The following is an 18043-nucleotide window of genomic DNA, read 5'->3' as shown; positions in this document are numbered from 1 at the left end:
TTTTCTGTTCGGGCAGATTTTCCGTGCCCGGGATTTGCTCGGTCAGCCCTTTTCTGTGGATTAAGCCCTGTGAATAACTGTCGCTAAGGGCAGTTGATAACAAGGCCTCAAAACTGAAGATAACCGCCTCTGTGGATAACAGCCCCTTTCATCCACAGGCTTACACCGGTTATCCAAGGGCCTCCTCGGCACATGACCACAGGGTTTTGAATCTCTGTACACATTGAAAATAAAGGCCTGTATGAATCTATCCACAGAAAGGTGGGTCAGTAGAAATAAACATAAAAACAAAGATTTAATAAATTTCTCTCTTTTTAATTTCTATAACCCCGACTTCTCCACAGCTGGTTAAATTTTGTGCAAAGGGTTCTTTAGGAAGGGCGAAGTCCCTATACTTGCCGACCAGGTCCAAGAACCTGAGCTCAAACTATTCCGGATTACCTGACTAAAGCAGGCACGAGGTGCGTGGTGGATTTCCCTTCCCGTTTTGAAGTGATCGTCATCGGCGGCGGTCATGCCGGTACCGAGGCAGCACTTGCATCAGCACGTATGGGGGCAAAAACCCTGTTGCTGACGCATAACGTGGAAACCCTCGGTGCCATGAGCTGCAATCCCGCCATTGGTGGGATCGGTAAAAGCCATCTGGTCAAGGAAATCGATGCCCTGGGCGGCGCGATGGCCATGGCTACCGATAAAGGTGGTATTCAATTTCGCGTATTGAACAGCCGCAAAGGCCCGGCCGTGCGTGCAACTCGCGCCCAGGCAGATCGGGTTCTGTACAAGGCCGCTGTCCGCGAAGCTTTGGAAAACCAGCCGAACCTGTGGATATTTCAACAGGCCGCGGACGACTTGATCGTCGAACAGGAACAAGTGCGCGGCGTTGTCACGCAAATGGGCCTGCGTTTCTTCGCCGACTCCGTGGTGCTGACGACGGGCACCTTCCTCGGTGGACTTATCCACATCGGGATGCAGAATTATTCCGGCGGTCGCGCCGGTGATCCGCCTTCGATTGCTTTGGCACGTCGTCTGCGTGAACTGCCATTGCGTGTCGGTCGCCTGAAAACCGGTACTCCGCCGCGTATCGACGGTCGGTCTGTGGATTTCTCGGTCATGACCGAGCAAGCCGGTGATACGCCGATCCCGGTCATGTCGTTCATGGGCTCCAAAGAACAGCACCCGAAACAGGTCAGTTGCTGGATCACCCACACCAACGCCCGGACCCACGAAATCATTGCCGCCAACCTCGACCGTTCGCCGATGTATTCCGATGCCGGGTTGATCGAAGGCATCGGCCCACGTTATTGCCCATCGATCGAAGACAAGATCCACCGCTTTGCCGACAAGGAAAGCCACCAGGTCTTCATCGAACCGGAAGGGTTGACCACTCACGAGCTGTACCCGAACGGGATATCCACATCCTTGCCGTTCGACGTGCAATTGCAGATCGTGCAATCGATCCGCGGCATGGAAAACGCGCACATCGTGCGTCCGGGCTACGCCATCGAGTACGACTACTTCGACCCGCGTGACCTGAAGTACAGCCTGGAAACCAAAGTGATCGCCGGTCTGTTCTTCGCCGGGCAAATCAACGGCACCACCGGTTACGAAGAAGCCGGCGCCCAGGGTTTGCTGGCTGGAGCCAACGCCGCACTGCGAGCCCAGGGCAAAGATGCCTGGTGCCCGCGTCGTGATGAAGCGTACATCGGCGTTTTGGTTGACGACCTGATTACCCTCGGTACCCAGGAACCGTATCGGATGTTCACATCCCGCGCCGAATACCGCTTGATTCTGCGTGAAGACAACGCCGACCTGCGCCTGACCGAAAAAGGTCGCGAACTGGGTCTGGTGGATGACGCGCGTTGGGCGGCTTTCTGCAAAAAACGCGAAAGCATCGATCTGGAAGAACAACGCCTGAAAAGTACCTGGGTTCGCCCGGGCACCGAGCAGGGCGATGCGATTGCCGAGAAGTTCGGCACGCCGCTGACCCACGAATACAATTTGCTCAACCTGCTGAGCCGTCCGGAAATCGACTACGCTGGTCTGATCGCCGTGACTGGCGGGGGCGCAGAAGATCCACAGGTCGCCGAACAGGTCGAAATCAAGACCAAATACGCCGGTTACATCGACCGTCAACAGGATGAAATCGCACGCCTGCGGGCCAGCGAAGACACCAAACTGCCTGTGGATATCGATTACACGAACATCTCCGGTCTCTCCAAGGAGATCCAGAGCAAGCTCGGTGCGACCCGTCCAGAGACTTTGGGCCAGGCGTCGCGTATTCCGGGCGTGACCCCAGCGGCGATTTCGCTGTTGATGATTCATTTGAAAAAACGCGGCGCGGGCCGTCAGTTGGAGCAAAGCGCTTGAGTTCGTTGGTTACCTCGCAACATGCAGAAGAGTTATCCACAGGTGCTCGCCAGCTCGGTGTCACACTGACGGAAACCCAGCACGCTCAGCTGCTGGCTTATCTGGCTTTGTTGATCAAATGGAACAAGGCTTACAACCTGACCGCCGTGCGTGATCCGGACGAAATGGTCTCCCGTCACCTGCTCGATAGCTTGAGCGTGATGTCGTTCGTCGAAAATGGTCGCTGGCTGGACGTTGGCAGCGGCGGAGGCATGCCGGGTATTCCGTTGGCGATCCTGTTTCCTGAGTCCCAGGTGACCTGTCTGGACAGCAACGGCAAGAAAACCCGCTTCCTGACCCAGGTCAAACTCGAACTCAAACTGGATAACCTGCAAGTTATCCACAGTCGCGTCGAAGCCTTCCAGCCAGAACTGCCATTCAACGGGATCATTTCCCGGGCGTTCAGCAGCATGGAGAACTTCAGCAACTGGACTCGCCATTTGGGCGACGCCGATACACGCTGGCTGGCAATGAAGGGCGTTCATCCCGCCGATGAGCTGGTAGCATTGCCGGCAGACTTCCACCTCGATAGCGAACACGCCCTGGCCGTACCCGGTTGCCAAGGCCAACGCCATCTGCTGATACTGCGCCGCACGGCATGATTGGGAACACAAGCAAGAATGGCTAAGGTATTCGCGATAGCGAACCAAAAGGGTGGTGTGGGCAAGACCACCACCTGCATCAACCTCGCAGCTTCCCTGGTCGCTACCAAGCGTCGGGTGCTGTTGATCGATCTTGATCCACAGGGCAACGCCACCATGGGTAGCGGTGTGGATAAACACGGTCTGGAAAACTCGGTCTACGATCTGTTGATCGGCGAATGTGATCTGGCCCAGGCCATGCACTATTCCGAACACGGTGGTTACCAGTTGTTGCCGGCAAACCGCGATCTGACCGCGGCCGAAGTCGTTCTGCTGGAAATGCAGATGAAGGAAAGCCGCCTGCGCAGCGCGTTGGCGCCGATCCGTGAAAACTACGATTACATTTTGATCGACTGCCCGCCATCGCTGTCGATGCTCACGCTCAATGCGCTGGTTGCCGCCGACGGGGTCATTATCCCCATGCAGTGCGAGTACTTCGCGCTCGAAGGGTTGAGCGACCTTGTGGATAACATCAAGCGCATTGCCGAACTGCTGAACCCGAACCTGAAAGTCGAAGGCCTGTTGCGGACCATGTATGACCCGCGCCTGAGCCTGATGAACGACGTCTCGGCGCAGCTCAAGGAACACTTTGGCGATCAGCTCTACGACACCGTGATTCCGCGCAACATCCGTCTGGCCGAAGCGCCAAGCTATGGCATGCCGGCGCTGGCGTACGATAAATCATCGCGCGGCGCGATTGCCTATCTGGCATTGGCCGGTGAGATGGTTCGCCGTCAACGCAAAAATTCACGCACCGCCGCTGCCCAGGCAACTTAAGGAATCCCCATGGCCGTCAAGAAACGAGGTCTCGGACGTGGACTGGATGCACTGCTGAGTGGTCCGACTGTCAGCTCGCTGGAAGAACAAGCGGTGCAAGCCGACCAGCGTGAGCTGCAGCACCTGCCCCTGGACCTGATCCAGCGTGGCAAGTACCAGCCGCGTCGCGACATGGATCCTCAGGCGCTGGAAGAGCTGGCGCAGTCGATCAAGGCTCAGGGCGTGATGCAGCCGATCGTGGTTCGCCCGATTGGCAGCGGTCGCTTCGAAATCATCGCCGGCGAACGCCGCTGGCGCGCCAGCCAGCAGGCTGGCCAGGAAACCATCCCGGCGATGGTCCGCGATGTGCCGGATGAAACCGCCATCGCCATGGCGTTGATCGAGAATATCCAGCGCGAAGACCTCAATCCGATCGAAGAAGCGGTGGCCTTGCAGCGTTTGCAGCAGGAATTCCAGCTGACTCAGCAACAAGTGGCCGAGGCTGTGGGTAAGTCCCGCGTTACCGTGGCCAACCTATTGCGCCTGATTTCGTTGCCGGAAGTCATCAAGACCATGCTGTCTCACGGCGACCTGGAAATGGGTCATGCCCGTGCCTTGCTGGGTTTACCAGAAAACCAACAGGTTGAAGGGGCGCGACATGTTGTCGCACGGGGGCTGACTGTGCGCCAGACTGAAGCACTGGTTCGCCAGTGGTTGAGTGGCAAACCGGAGCCTGTGGAACCGGCAAAACCGGACCCGGATATCGCCCGGCTCGAGCAGCGCCTGGCCGAGCGCCTAGGCTCTGCGGTGCAGATCCGCCACGGAAAGAAGGGTAAGGGGCAGTTGGTGATCGGCTACAACTCTCTTGATGAACTTCAAGGTGTGCTCGCACACATCCGCTGAAACAATTCCTCTTGTAGCGTGAAGTCGGAAATCACTACCTGACAGTTGAATAGGGGCAGAACCGCCCCTATACTCTGCGCGCATTTTGTCGGCACAAATTATGCCAAGTTATTGAATTTCGGCAGCCGACCATTGGGGAGCAAAAGTGATGGAAAACCGCACGCCAGACCGCTTGCCTTTCCATCGATTGGCTGTTTTTCCGGTGTTAATGGCTCAATTCGTCGTTTTGCTGATTGCCGCTTTGGCGCTCTGGCGATGGTATGGAGTCGTTGCCGGGTACTCAGGACTTTGCGGAGGCCTGATAGCCTTGCTTCCCAATATTTATTTCGCTCACAGGGCATTTCGGTTTTCCGGCGCCCGAGCAGCTCAAGCTATCGTCCGGTCTTTTTATGCCGGCGAGGCGGGCAAACTGATTTTGACGGCAGTGCTGTTTGCACTGACGTTTGCAGGTGTGAAGCCATTGGCGCCGCTAGCAGTATTCGGCGTCTTCGTGCTGACCCAACTGGTCAGCTGGTTCGCTCCCCTGCTTATGAGAACAAGACTTTCGAGACCTTAGGGCGTTTGAGGCAACCATGGCAGAAACAACCGCTTCGGGCTATATCCAGCACCACTTGCAGAACCTGACCTTCGGTCAGCTACCCAACGGCGGCTGGGGCTTTGCCCACTCCGCAGCAGAAGCCAAGGAAATGGGCTTCTGGGCTTTCCACGTCGATACCCTCGGCTGGTCGGTCGCGTTGGGTCTGATCTTCGTTCTTCTTTTCCGCATGGCGGCAAAGAAGGCGACTACAGGTGTACCTGGTGCTTTGCAGAACTTCGTTGAAGTATTGGTCGAATTCGTCGATGGCAGCGTGAAAGACAGCTTCCATGGCCGTAGTCCAGTGGTTGCACCGCTGGCACTGACCATCTTCGTCTGGGTCTTCCTGATGAACGCCATCGACCTGGTACCGGTTGACTGGATTCCTCAGCTGGCCATCCTGATCTCCGGCGACCACCACATCCCGTTCCGCGCCGTGTCGACCACCGACCCGAACGCTACCTTGGCCATGGCCTTCACGGTGTTTGCGCTGATCATTTTCTACAGCATCAAGATCAAGGGCCTCGGCGGCTTCATCGGCGAGCTGACCCTGCACCCGTTCGGTAGCAAGAACATCTTTGTTCAGGCGCTGCTGATTCCGGTGAACTTCCTGCTGGAATTCGTGACCCTGATCGCCAAGCCGATCTCCCTGGCTCTGCGTCTGTTCGGCAACATGTATGCCGGTGAGCTGGTGTTCATTCTGATCGCTGTGATGTTCGGCAGCGGTCTGCTCTGGCTGAGCGGCCTGGGCGTAGTTCTGCAGTGGGCGTGGGCTGTGTTCCACATCCTGATCATCACCCTGCAGGCATTTATCTTCATGATGCTGACCATCGTCTACCTGTCGATGGCGCACGAAGAAAACCATTAAGACCAGTCTCGACTGGTCTGATGTCCCACCCGGTCAAACGGGTGGGTGCCCTAAACGGGCTATGAAACGATTTGTTTTACCGCTTTAAAATCTAAAAAACCTAAACCATACGACGTAAAAGTCGGGAGGAAAGATGGAAACTGTAGTTGGTCTAACCGCTATCGCTGTTGCACTGTTGATCGGCCTGGGCGCACTGGGTACCGCAATTGGTTTCGGCCTGCTGGGCGGCAAGTTCCTGGAAGGCGCAGCGCGTCAGCCAGAAATGGTTCCAATGCTGCAAGTTAAAATGTTCATCGTTGCCGGTCTGCTCGACGCCGTAACCATGATCGGTGTTGGTATCGCTCTGTTCTTCACCTTTGCGAACCCGTTCGTTGGTCAAATCGCTGGCTAATTACTCGGATCTTCCGGGTAATTTGGTGTGATGGACAACGTAACTGCGAGGTGTTGGCGTGAACATTAATGCGACCCTGATTGGCCAGTCCGTTGCGTTCCTGATTTTTGTACTGTTCTGCATGAAGTTCGTCTGGCCTCCGGTCATCACGGCTCTGCACGAACGTCAAAAGAAGATCGCTGATGGTCTGGACGCTGCCAGCCGAGCAGCTCGCGACCTGGAGTTGGCCCAAGAGAAAGCGGGTCAGCAACTGCGCGAAGCGAAAGCTCAGGCAGCTGAAATCATCGAGCAAGCCAAGAAACGCGGTACCCAGATTGTCGACGAAGCCCGTGAACAGGCTCGCGTCGAAGCTGACCGTGTGAAGGCTCAGGCTCAGGCCGAGATCGAACAGGAACTGAACAGCGTCAAAGACGCGCTGCGCGCCCAAGTGGGTAGCCTGGCCGTTGGCGGTGCTGCGAAGATCCTGGGCAAAGCAATCGATCAAAACGCGCACGCAGAGCTGGTTAACCAACTGGCTGCTGAAATCTAAGCGAGGGCGATCATGGCAGAACTGACCACGTTGGCCCGACCTTACGCTAAGGCGGCCTTCGAGCACGCTCAGGCCCACCAGCAACTGGCCAATTGGTCAGCCATGCTCGGCCTGGCAGCAGCGGTGTCGGAAGACGACACCATGCAGCGCGTGCTCAAGGCCCCGCGACTGACGAGCGCAGAAAAGGCCGCCACGTTCATTGACGTGTGCGGCGACAAGTTTGATGCCAAGGCACAGAACTTCATTCACGTCGTTGCCGAAAACGACCGTCTCCCGCTTCTGCCGGAGATCGCCGCTCTGTTTGACCTGTACAAGGCCGAACAAGAGAAATCGGTAGACGTTGAAGTGACCAGTGCTTTTGCATTGAACCAAGAACAGCAAGACAAACTCGCCAAGGTTCTCAGTGCACGACTCAACCGGGAAGTGCGCCTGCAAGTCGAGGAAGACTCATCCCTTATTGGTGGTGTTGTCATCCGCGCCGGCGACCTGGTTATCGATGGCTCGATTCGCGGCAAAATCGCGAAACTTGCCGAAGCATTGAAATCTTGAGTTTGAAGGGGCAGCAGAGCAATGCAGCAACTCAATCCTTCCGAAATAAGTGAAATTATCAAGGGCCGCATCGACAAGCTCGATGTGACCTCCCAAGCCCGTAACGAAGGCACTGTCGTCAGCGTATCTGACGGTATCGTGCGGATTCACGGTCTGGCCGACGTTATGTACGGCGAGATGATCGAGTTTCCGGGCGGCGTCTTCGGTATGGCTCTCAACCTGGAGCAAGACTCTGTAGGTGCCGTTGTATTGGGCGCATACCAGACTCTGGCTGAAGGCATGAGCGCCAAGTGCACCGGCCGCATCCTCGAAGTTCCGGTTGGTAAGGAACTGCTGGGTCGCGTAGTCGACGCACTGGGTAACCCAGTTGACGGCAAAGGTCCGCTGAACAACACCGAGACCGACGCGGTCGAGAAAGTTGCTCCAGGCGTGATCTGGCGTAAGTCGGTAGACCAGCCTGTACAGACTGGCTACAAGGCTGTCGATGCGATGATCCCTGTCGGCCGTGGCCAGCGTGAGCTGATCATCGGTGATCGTCAGATCGGTAAAACCGCTCTGGCGATCGACGCGATCATCAACCAGAAAGACAGCGGCATTTTCTGCGTCTACGTAGCTATCGGTCAGAAGCAATCGACCATCGCCAACGTAGTTCGCAAGCTGGAAGAAAACGGTGCACTGGCTAACACCATCATCGTTGCAGCGAGCGCTTCGGAATCTGCAGCACTGCAATTCCTGGCACCGTACTCCGGTTGCACCATGGGCGAATACTTCCGCGATCGCGGTGAAGACGCGCTGATCGTTTATGACGATCTGTCCAAGCAAGCAGTGGCTTACCGCCAGATTTCCCTGCTGCTGCGCCGTCCACCAGGCCGTGAAGCTTACCCAGGCGACGTGTTCTATCTCCACTCCCGTCTGCTGGAGCGCGCATCCCGCGTTTCGGAAGAATACGTAGAGAAGTTCACCAACGGCGCAGTGACCGGCAAAACCGGTTCCCTGACCGCACTGCCGATCATCGAAACCCAGGCTGGCGACGTTTCTGCGTTCGTTCCGACCAACGTGATTTCCATCACCGACGGTCAGATCTTCCTGGAATCGGCCATGTTCAACTCGGGCATCCGTCCTGCAGTGAACGCCGGTGTTTCGGTATCCCGTGTGGGTGGTGCCGCTCAGACCAAGATCATCAAGAAGCTGTCCGGTGGTATCCGTACCGCTCTGGCTCAGTACCGTGAACTGGCGGCATTCGCCCAGTTCGCTTCTGACCTGGACGAAGCGACCCGTAAGCAACTTGAGCATGGTCAGCGCGTTACCGAGCTGATGAAGCAGAAGCAATACGCGCCAATGTCGATCGCCGACATGTCGCTGTCGCTGTATGCCGCTGAGCGTGGGTTCCTGACCGACGTTGAAATCGCCAAGATCGGCAGCTTCGAGCAAGCGCTGATTGCTTACTTCAACCGCGATCACGCCGACTTGATGGCGAAGATCAACGTGAAGGGTGACTTCAATGACGAAATCGATGGCGGCCTGAAAGCCGGTATCGAGAAGTTCAAGGCCACCCAAACCTGGTAAGCCGCAGCGGGAGCCTAGCGGCTCCCGCTTGCTAACCTGATAGGTGTTACATGGCAGGCGCAAAAGAGATTCGCAGTAAGATTGCGAGCATCAAAAGCACGCAAAAGATTACCAGCGCCATGGAAAAAGTGGCGGTCAGCAAAATGCGCAAGGCACAAATGCGCATGGCTGCTAGCCGTCCTTATGCGGAGCGCATCCGCCAGGTTATTGGCCATCTGGCCAACGCTAACCCGGAATATCGCCACCCGTTCATGATCGACCGTGAAGTAAAGCGCGTTGGTTATGTCGTAGTGAGCAGTGACCGTGGTCTGTGTGGTGGCTTGAACACCAACCTGTTCAAGGCTTTGGTCAAGGACATGGCGGTAAACCGCGAAAACGGCGTCGAGATCGATCTGTGTGTCGTTGGTAGCAAGGGTGCGGCTTTCTTCCGCAACTTCGGCGGTAACGTCGTTGCAGCTATCAGCCACTTGGGTGAAGAGCCGTCGATCAATGATCTGATCGGCAGCGTCAAGGTGATGCTGGATGCCTACCTGGATGGCCGTATTGACCGCCTGTCCGTGGTGTCCAACAAGTTCATCAACACCATGACACAACAGCCTACCGTGGAGCAGTTGATTCCACTGGTGGCAACCCCGGATCAAGAACTCAAGCACCACTGGGATTATCTGTACGAACCGGACGCCAAAGAGCTGCTTGACGGCTTGATGGTCCGTTACGTGGAGTCGCAGGTCTACCAGGCGGTGGTCGAGAACAACGCGGCTGAACAAGCTGCGCGGATGATCGCGATGAAGAACGCTACCGACAACGCCGGTGATTTGATCAGCGATTTGCAGCTGGTCTACAACAAGGCGCGTCAGGCTGCGATCACCCAAGAGATCTCGGAAATCGTCGGCGGCGCTGCCGCGGTTTAACGGTTCAAATATTCAGAGGATCCAGCTATGAGTAGCGGACGTATCGTTCAAATCATCGGCGCCGTTATCGACGTGGAATTCCCACGCGACAGCGTACCGAGCATCTACGACGCCTTGAAAGTTCAAGGCGCCGAAACCACTCTGGAAGTTCAGCAGCAGCTGGGCGACGGCGTGGTTCGTACCATTGCGATGGGCTCCACCGAAGGCTTGAAGCGCGGTCTGGACGTCAACAACACTGGCGCAGCCATCTCCGTACCGGTCGGTAAAGCGACCCTGGGCCGGATCATGGACGTACTGGGCAACCCGATCGACGAAGCTGGTCCGATCGGCGAAGAAGAGCGTTGGGGCATTCACCGTCCTGCGCCAACCTTCGCTGAACAAGCGGGCGGCAACGAGCTGCTGGAAACAGGCATCAAGGTTATCGACCTGGTTTGCCCGTTCGCCAAGGGCGGTAAAGTCGGTCTGTTCGGTGGTGCCGGTGTAGGCAAGACCGTAAACATGATGGAACTGATCCGTAACATCGCCATCGAGCACAGCGGTTATTCCGTGTTCGCCGGTGTGGGTGAGCGTACTCGTGAGGGTAACGACTTCTACCACGAGATGAAGGACTCCAACGTTCTGGACAAAGTGGCACTGGTTTACGGTCAGATGAACGAGCCGCCGGGAAACCGTCTGCGCGTAGCACTGACTGGCCTGACCATGGCCGAGAAGTTCCGTGACGAAGGTAACGACGTTCTGCTGTTCGTCGACAACATCTATCGTTACACCCTGGCCGGTACTGAAGTATCCGCACTGCTGGGCCGTATGCCTTCGGCAGTAGGTTACCAGCCGACCCTGGCTGAAGAGATGGGCGTGCTGCAAGAGCGCATCACTTCGACCAAGCAAGGTTCGATTACTTCGATCCAGGCGGTATACGTACCAGCGGACGACTTGACCGACCCGTCGCCAGCGACCACCTTCGCCCACTTGGACGCCACTGTCGTACTGTCCCGTGACATCGCTTCCCTGGGTATCTACCCTGCGGTAGACCCACTGGACTCGACTTCGCGTCAGCTGGACCCGAACGTGATCGGCAACGACCACTACGAAACCGCTCGCGGTGTTCAGTACGTGCTGCAGCGTTACAAAGAACTGAAGGACATCATTGCGATCCTGGGTATGGACGAGCTGTCGGAAGCCGACAAGCAGTTGGTAAACCGTGCTCGTAAGATCCAGCGTTTCTTGTCGCAGCCGTTCTTCGTGGCTGAAGTCTTCACCGGTGCTTCGGGTAAATACGTTTCCCTGAAAGACACCATTGCTGGCTTCAAAGGCATCCTCAACGGTGACTACGACCACCTGCCAGAACAAGCGTTCTACATGGTCGGCGGCATCGAAGAAGCGATCGAGAAAGCCAAGAAACTGTAATCCCGGCGCCCGGCAACGGGCGCTAATTTAGGTTGAGGCAATCAGATGGCTATGACAGTCCATTGCGATATCGTCAGCGCGGAAGGGGAAATCTTTTCCGGCCTGGTCGAGATGGTGGTTGCGCACGGTGCACTGGGTGATCTTGGTATCGCCCTGGGTCACGCGCCGCTGATCACCAATCTCAAGCCGGGCCCGATCCGCCTGATCAAGCAGGGCGGGGAAGAGGAGGTGTATTACATCTCCGGTGGTTTCCTCGAGGTTCAGCCGAACATGGTCAAGGTTCTCGCCGACACCGTGCAACGCGCTGCCGACCTGGACGAAGCCGCAGCTTTGGAAGCCGTTAAGGCTGCCGAGAAAGCCTTGCATGAGCGAGGCGCGGAATTCGATTACGGTTCTGCTGCCGCACGTCTGGCCGAGGCTGCAGCTCAGCTGCGCACCGTCCAGCAGATCCGCAAGAAGTTCGGCCACTAATCGGCCATCGACTTGTTGCGCGATTGATTAAAAAGGGTAGCCTCGGCTACCCTTTTTTCTTTTTCGATATTCATCACCTGGTCGCAGTTGCTGACCACCCAGGATTGGTAGCCAGTCATGTCCCTTGAAATCGTTATCCTCGCTGCCGGCCAAGGCACTCGCATGCGTTCGGCCTTGCCGAAAGTCCTGCATCCGATTGCCGGTAATTCAATGCTCGGCCATGTTATCCACAGCGCCCGGCAACTTGATCCACAGCGCATCCACGTGGTGATCGGCCATGGTGCCGAAGCGGTGCGCGAGCGTCTGGCCGCCGATGACCTGAATTTCGTCCTGCAGGACCAACAGCTGGGTACCGGTCATGCGGTGGCCCAGGCTGTGCCGTTCATCGAGTCCGATACCGTGCTGATTCTCTACGGTGACGTGCCGTTGATCGAAGTCGAAACCCTGCAACGTCTGCTCAAGCAGGCTGCACCGCAGCAATTGGGTCTGCTGACTGTCGAGTTGGATGACCCGACTGGCTACGGCCGTATTGTCCGTGATGCCGCCGGCAAAGTGACTGCCATCGTTGAGCAGAAAGATGCCAACGCGGTTGAGCGTGCGATCACCGAAGGCAATACCGGCATTTTGGCGGTGCCTTCCCAGCGTTTGGGCGATTGGCTGGGCCGCCTCTCCAACAACAATGCCCAGGGCGAGTACTACCTGACCGACGTGATTGCCATGGCGGTCAGTGATGGTCTGGTGGTGGCCACAGAACAACCCCATGACGCCATGGAAGTGCAGGGCGCCAACGATCGCAAACAACTGGCCGAACTGGAGCGTCATTATCAGCTGCGCGCCGCTCGTCGTTTGATGGCTCAAGGCGTAACCCTGCGCGACCCGACACGTTTCGATGTGCGCGGTGAGGTTACCGTTGGTCGCGATATCCTGATCGACATCAACGTGATTCTCGAGGGCAAAGTGGTCATCGAGGACGACGTGGTGATCGGCCCGAACTGCGTGATCAAGGACAGCACCCTGCGCAAAGGCGTGGTGATCAAGGCCAACAGTCATATCGAAGGCGCGATTCTCGGCGAAGGCAGCGATGCCGGCCCGTTTGCTCGTTTGCGTCCTGGCACAGTGCTGGAGGCCCGCGCACATGTGGGTAACTTTGTTGAACTGAAGAACGCTCACATGGGCGAAGGTGCCAAGGCCGGTCACTTGACGTATCTGGGCGATGCCGAGATCGGTGCGCGCACCAACATTGGCGCCGGCACCATCACCTGCAACTACGACGGTGCCAACAAGTGGAAAACCGTGCTGGGTGAAGATGTGTTCATCGGCTCCAACAACTCGTTGGTGGCGCCTGTGGATATCTCCTCCGGTGCGACCACGGCGGCCGGTTCGACCATTACCCAGAATGTGGATAACGCTCAATTGGCCGTTGGCCGGGCTCGACAGAAGAACATCGACGGCTGGAAGCGGCCTGAGAAGATCAAGAAGAGTTAAGTTATCCACAGATCAAAAGATCGCAGCCTTCGGCAGCTCCTACAGGGAATTCGTGTTCACTCTGTAGGAGCTGCCGGAGGCTGCGATCTTTTTTTGAGTTATCCACACATCTTTTTTTCTGAAGCTGGCTTGACGAAGTTTCGCCGATAGGTTTTGATTGCTTACGTTATCTTTCGAATCGAAACTTACCAAGTCATGTCAAAGCGCAACACGCCCCAACGCCGCCACAATATCCTCGCCTTGCTCAATGAGCAGGGCGAAGTCAGTGTGGACGAGTTGGCCAAACGCTTCGAAACCTCGGAAGTTACGATTCGCAAGGATCTGGCCGCGCTTGAAAGCAACGGTCTGTTGCTGCGTCGTTATGGCGGCGCGGTCACCATGCCGCAGGAGCTGGTCGCCGATATCGGCCAACCGGTTTCGAAATACAAGCAGGCCATTGCCCGCGCCGCCGTCACGCGGATTCGCGAGCATGCGCGCATTATCATCGACAGCGGCAGTACCACCGCCGCGATGATCCCGGAACTCGGCCAGCAACCGGGCCTGGTGGTGATGACCAACTCCCTGCATGTCGCCAACGCGTTGACTGAACTCGAGCACGAACCGGTGCTGTTGATGACCGGTGGTACCTGGGATCCGCATTCCGAATCCTTCCAGGGGCAGGTGGCAGAGCAGGTACTACGCTCATATGACTTCGATCAGTTATTTATTGGCGCCGATGGCATCGATCTGGTGCGCGGGACCACCACCTTCAATGAATTGCTGGGACTGAGCCGTGTCATGGCCGAGGTCGCCCGCGAAGTGATCGTGATGGTCGAGGCCGACAAGATCGGCCGCAAGATCCCCAATCTGGAGCTGCCTTGGAGCAGTGTCCATACCCTTATTACCGATGATCGCCTGCCGCTTGAGGCCCGCGATCAGATTCAGGCCCGCGGCATCAATGTGATTTGCGCCGCTGTCAGTCAGGAGAAATAGCATGTGTGGAATTGTTGGTGCAGTCGCAGAACGGAACATTACCGCCATCCTGCTCGAAGGCCTCAAGCGTCTGGAATACCGTGGTTATGACAGCGCCGGTGTGGCGGTGTACACCAACGATGAAAAGCTCTTGCGCCTGCGTCGGCCGGGCAAGGTCAGTGAACTGGAACAGGCGCTGATCGAAGAGCCTCTGGTCGGCCGTCTGGGCATTGCCCACACCCGCTGGGCGACTCACGGTGCACCGTGCGAACGCAACGCTCACCCGCATTTTTCGGGCGATCTGGCGGTGGTGCACAACGGCATCATCGAGAACCACGAAGCCCTGCGCAAGCAGCTCAAGGCCCTGGGCCACGTGTTCACCTCGGACACGGACACTGAAGTCATCGCTCATCTGCTCAACGAAAAACTCAAAGAGCAGCCCGACCTGACCGCGGCCCTGAAAGCGACCGTCAAAGAACTGCACGGCGCCTACGGTCTGGCAGTGATCAGCGCTCGGCAACCGGATCGCTTGGTAGCAGCCCGCAGCGGCAGCCCATTGGTAATCGGTCTGGGCCTGGGTGAAAACTTTCTTGCCTCCGACCAGTTGGCCCTGCGCCAGGTCACTGACCGCTTCATGTACCTGGAAGAAGGCGATATCGCCGAAATTCGCCGCGACAGCGTGCAGATCTGGGACATCAACGGCGTGCTCGTCGAGCGTGAAAGCATTCAGTACCGTGACGGTGCCGAAGCCGCTGACAAAGGCGAGTTCCGGCATTACATGCTCAAGGAAATTCACGAGCAACCGGCCGTGGTGCAACGCACGCTTGAAGGTCGCCTGAGTCAGAATCAGGTGCTGGTCCAGGCGTTTGGTTCACAAGCGGCCGAGTTGTTCGCCAAGGTGCGTAATGTACAGATCGTCGCCTGCGGCACCAGCTATCACGCCGGCATGGTTGCCCGTTACTGGCTCGAAGAACTGGCCGGCATCCCGTGCCAGGTCGAAGTCGCCAGCGAATTCCGCTATCGCAAAGTAGTGGTGCAGCCCGATACCCTGTTCGTGAGCATCTCCCAGTCAGGCGAAACCGCCGATACGTTAGCCGCGCTGCGCAATGCCAAGGAACTGGGCTTCCTTTCCAGCCTGGCAATCTGCAACGTCGGCATCAGCTCCCTGGTGCGTGAATCGGACCTGACGCTGCTGACCCAGGCCGGTCGCGAAATTGGCGTGGCCTCGACCAAAGCCTTCACCACTCAATTGGTGGGCCTGCTCTTGCTGACCCTGGCCCTGGGTCAGGTGCGCGGCACATTGGCCGCAGGCGTCGAAGCCACACTGGTGGAAGAACTGCGTCGCCTGCCGACCCGTCTGGGCGAAGCCCTGGCCATGGACAGCACTGTGGAAAAAATCGCCGAGTTGTTCGCCGAGAAGAACCACACCCTGTTCCTCGGTCGCGGTGCGCAATTCCCGGTGGCTATGGAAGGGGCGCTCAAGCTCAAGGAAATCTCCTACATCCACGCCGAAGCCTACCCGGCGGGCGAGCTGAAACATGGCCCGCTGGCGCTTGTGGATAACGACATGCCAGTGGTCACGGTGGCACCGAACAACGAGTTGCTGGAGAAGTTGAAGTCCAACCTCCAGGAAGTCCGCGCCCGCGGCGGTGAACTGATCGTCTTCGCCGACGAACAGGCCGGCATGACCAACGGTGAAGGCACTCATGTTGTGCACATGCCGCATATCCACGACATCCTGTCGCCGATCCTCTACACGATTCCGTTGCAGTTGTTGTCGTACTACGTGGCAGTGTTGAAAGGCACTGACGTTGACCAGCCACGAAATCTGGCGAAGTCGGTGACGGTGGAATAAGTTATCCACAGGTGATCGAACCAATAAAAATCGCAGCCCACGGTTGCGATTTTTTTTACCTGAACGAAGGACATACCCGATGGACCGATTCCAGGAAATGCAGGTCTTCGCCGCTGTCGCCCAGGACCAGGGTTTCTCGGCGGCGGCGCGGCGCTTGGGGATGTCAGCAGCCAGCGTCACCCGGGCAGTGGCGGCGCTTGAGCAGCGCATTGGCACTCAGTTGCTGACGCGCACCACCCGTAGCGTGCATTTGAGCGAGGCGGGCCAGCGTTATCTGGAGGACTGTCGGAGAATTCTCGCCGAGGTGCAGGAAGCCGAGGATTCGGCCGCCGGGAGCCATGCCCAGCCCCGTGGGCAACTGACGATCACCGCGCCGGTATTGTTCGGCGATTTGTTCGTCACGCCGCTCATGGTCGGTTACCTGACTCAATTTCCTGAAGTCAGCATCAACGCTGTACTGGTCGACCGGGTGGTGAGCATGGTCGAGGAGGGCATCGATGTGGCCGTGCGTATCGGTGAATTGCCTGACAGCAATCAGCACGCAATTCGAGTGGGCGAAGTGCGGCGAGTGATCTGCGCTTCCCCTGGATTCCTGACTGACCATGGTCGGCCTCGGCATCCGGCAGACTTGAGCCGCGCCCCGATCATCGCCACCTCGTCCATCGGGCAGCCCAGAAGCTGGCCGTTCCTTGAGGCGGGAGAGCCGATCAGTGTTCGTCCGGAGCCACGTCTTGTGGTCTCTGCCAATCAAGCGGCGATCACTGCCGCCGCCATGGGCCTGGGATTGACCCGAGTCCTGTCGTATCAAGTGGCGAGCAAGATCGCCACCGGTGAGCTGGAAATCGTCCTGGCTGACTTCGAACTGCCGCCATTGCCCATTCATGTGGTCTACCAGGGTGGGCGCAAGGCCCCGACGCGGGTTCGCAGTTTTGTGGACTTTGCGGTGAAGGGGCTGCGCGAACACCCGGCCCTGCACGGCTGAAGGGTTATTGCACTGGATGAAATAATGGATTGCGTTTGCTGGTTATTCTGTTGCTTTGGTTGTGGATGGAAGATAGCGCTCCATCGGCGCTGATCCTTCCTGAGCGGCGCCACCACCCAGCGGAGTCGACCATGCAAGCCATCAAACTCTACAACTTCCCCCGTTCCGGCCATGCTCACCGTGTAGAGCTGATGCTGTCGTTGTTGCAACTGCCGACCGAGCTGATCTTCGTCGATCTGGCCAAGGGCGCACACAAACAAGCGGATTTTCTTGCGCTCAACCCGTTTGGTCAGGTTCCGGTGATTGAGGATCAAGGCATGGTGCTGGCCGACTCCAACGCGATCCTGGTCTACCTTGCGCAAAAATATGGCAACGGTCGCTGGCTGCCCACCGATCCGGTCGGTGCAGCCAAGGTTCAGCGCTGGTTGTCGGTCGCCGCCGGGCCGATTGCCTTTGGCCCCGGCAGGGCAAGGCTGATCACTGTATTTGGTGCGCCTTACAACGCTGAAGAGGTGATTGCCTATTCTCACACTTGGCTCAAAGTGATCGATCAGGAACTGGGCGCAACGGCCTATCTGGCCGGTAGCGAGCCGACCATCGCCGACATCGCCGCCTACAGCTACATCGCCCATGCTCCGGAAGGCAATGTGTCGCTGGACGACTACGCCAACATCCGGGCCTGGCTGGCGCGCGTTGAAGCCTTGCCAGGGTTTGTCGGCATGCCGCGCACCATCGCCGGTTTGCAAAAAACTGCCTGATGTTCACGGCCCTATTCAGTCGGGCCGTTCTTATTGCGCAATG

18 protein-coding genes are annotated in these 18043 nt (G+C 57.5%); all 18 read left to right on the top strand.

Annotated elements, in window-relative coordinates; all coding sequences use genetic code 11:
- The first annotated feature begins 468 nt into the window (after window positions 1-468).
- Window positions 469-2367 carry a tRNA uridine-5-carboxymethylaminomethyl(34) synthesis enzyme MnmG gene (gene mnmG, locus AC07VO_RS23085; protein ID WP_018927325.1) on the top strand — a complete coding sequence of 633 codons (1899 nt, stop codon included), beginning with the start codon at window positions 469-471 and terminating at the stop codon, window positions 2365-2367.
- Window positions 2364-3008 (top strand): 16S rRNA (guanine(527)-N(7))-methyltransferase RsmG, encoded by a 645-nt coding sequence (gene rsmG / locus AC07VO_RS23080; RefSeq protein WP_086945242.1) that lies wholly within the window; start codon window positions 2364-2366, stop codon window positions 3006-3008. The genes mnmG and rsmG overlap by 4 nt, the downstream gene beginning before the upstream one ends.
- 18 nt (window positions 3009-3026) lie before the next feature.
- Complete coding sequence (locus tag AC07VO_RS23075; RefSeq protein ID WP_007934331.1) at window positions 3027-3824, top strand: ParA family protein; 798 nt, start codon at window positions 3027-3029, stop codon at window positions 3822-3824.
- Between the two features lie 9 nt (window positions 3825-3833).
- On the top strand, window positions 3834-4706 hold the full coding sequence (locus AC07VO_RS23070; protein ID WP_007934333.1) for a ParB/RepB/Spo0J family partition protein: 873 nt from the start codon (window positions 3834-3836) through the stop codon (window positions 4704-4706).
- A gap of 148 nt (window positions 4707-4854) precedes the next feature.
- Window positions 4855-5262, top strand: coding sequence for a F0F1 ATP synthase subunit I (locus AC07VO_RS23065; RefSeq protein ID WP_064621181.1), 408 nt, complete (start codon window positions 4855-4857; stop codon window positions 5260-5262).
- Window positions 5263-5278: 16 nt separating this feature from the next.
- The gene (gene atpB, locus AC07VO_RS23060; RefSeq protein WP_007934337.1) at window positions 5279-6148 is read left to right on the top strand and encodes a F0F1 ATP synthase subunit A; all 870 of its coding nucleotides are present in this window, start codon (window positions 5279-5281) and stop codon (window positions 6146-6148) included.
- A 133-nt stretch (window positions 6149-6281) separates the two neighbouring features.
- On the top strand, window positions 6282-6539 hold the full coding sequence (atpE, locus tag AC07VO_RS23055; RefSeq protein WP_003097235.1) for a F0F1 ATP synthase subunit C: 258 nt from the start codon (window positions 6282-6284) through the stop codon (window positions 6537-6539).
- A gap of 58 nt (window positions 6540-6597) precedes the next feature.
- Window positions 6598-7068 (top strand): F0F1 ATP synthase subunit B, encoded by a 471-nt coding sequence (locus tag AC07VO_RS23050; protein ID WP_064621180.1) that lies wholly within the window; start codon window positions 6598-6600, stop codon window positions 7066-7068.
- A gap of 12 nt (window positions 7069-7080) precedes the next feature.
- Complete coding sequence (locus AC07VO_RS23045; RefSeq protein ID WP_086945241.1) at window positions 7081-7617, top strand: F0F1 ATP synthase subunit delta; 537 nt, start codon at window positions 7081-7083, stop codon at window positions 7615-7617.
- Window positions 7618-7638: 21 nt separating this feature from the next.
- Complete coding sequence (gene atpA, locus AC07VO_RS23040) at window positions 7639-9183, top strand: F0F1 ATP synthase subunit alpha (protein WP_007969905.1); 1545 nt, start codon at window positions 7639-7641, stop codon at window positions 9181-9183.
- Between the two features lie 50 nt (window positions 9184-9233).
- Complete coding sequence (gene atpG / locus AC07VO_RS23035; protein WP_007934344.1) at window positions 9234-10094, top strand: F0F1 ATP synthase subunit gamma; 861 nt, start codon at window positions 9234-9236, stop codon at window positions 10092-10094.
- A gap of 27 nt (window positions 10095-10121) precedes the next feature.
- Complete coding sequence (gene atpD, locus AC07VO_RS23030; protein WP_007969907.1) at window positions 10122-11498, top strand: F0F1 ATP synthase subunit beta; 1377 nt, start codon at window positions 10122-10124, stop codon at window positions 11496-11498.
- 45 nt (window positions 11499-11543) lie between these two features.
- Complete coding sequence (locus AC07VO_RS23025) at window positions 11544-11969, top strand: F0F1 ATP synthase subunit epsilon (RefSeq protein WP_007934346.1); 426 nt, start codon at window positions 11544-11546, stop codon at window positions 11967-11969.
- Between the two features lie 117 nt (window positions 11970-12086).
- On the top strand, window positions 12087-13454 hold the full coding sequence (gene glmU, locus AC07VO_RS23020) for a bifunctional UDP-N-acetylglucosamine diphosphorylase/glucosamine-1-phosphate N-acetyltransferase GlmU (RefSeq protein ID WP_019580347.1): 1368 nt from the start codon (window positions 12087-12089) through the stop codon (window positions 13452-13454).
- 195 nt (window positions 13455-13649) lie between these two features.
- Window positions 13650-14426, top strand: a complete 777-nt coding sequence (locus AC07VO_RS23015) for a DeoR/GlpR family DNA-binding transcription regulator (protein WP_007934349.1) — start codon at window positions 13650-13652, stop codon at window positions 14424-14426.
- Between the two features lies 1 nt (window position 14427).
- The gene (gene glmS, locus AC07VO_RS23010) at window positions 14428-16260 is read left to right on the top strand and encodes a glutamine--fructose-6-phosphate transaminase (isomerizing) (RefSeq protein ID WP_086945240.1); all 1833 of its coding nucleotides are present in this window, start codon (window positions 14428-14430) and stop codon (window positions 16258-16260) included.
- Between the two features lie 79 nt (window positions 16261-16339).
- Window positions 16340-17242 carry a LysR family transcriptional regulator gene (locus AC07VO_RS23005; RefSeq protein ID WP_018927331.1) on the top strand — a complete coding sequence of 301 codons (903 nt, stop codon included), beginning with the start codon at window positions 16340-16342 and terminating at the stop codon, window positions 17240-17242.
- A gap of 131 nt (window positions 17243-17373) precedes the next feature.
- Window positions 17374-18000: a glutathione S-transferase family protein gene (locus AC07VO_RS23000; RefSeq protein ID WP_018927332.1), complete on the top strand. Its 627-nt coding sequence runs from the start codon at window positions 17374-17376 to the stop codon at window positions 17998-18000.
- Window positions 18001-18043 lie beyond the last annotated feature (43 nt).

The organism is Pseudomonas sp. GW821-FHT03E01 (assembly GCF_059420765.1).
Note: the sequence above shows the minus strand (reverse complement) of the source record. Positions and strands in the feature narration are given on the sequence as shown.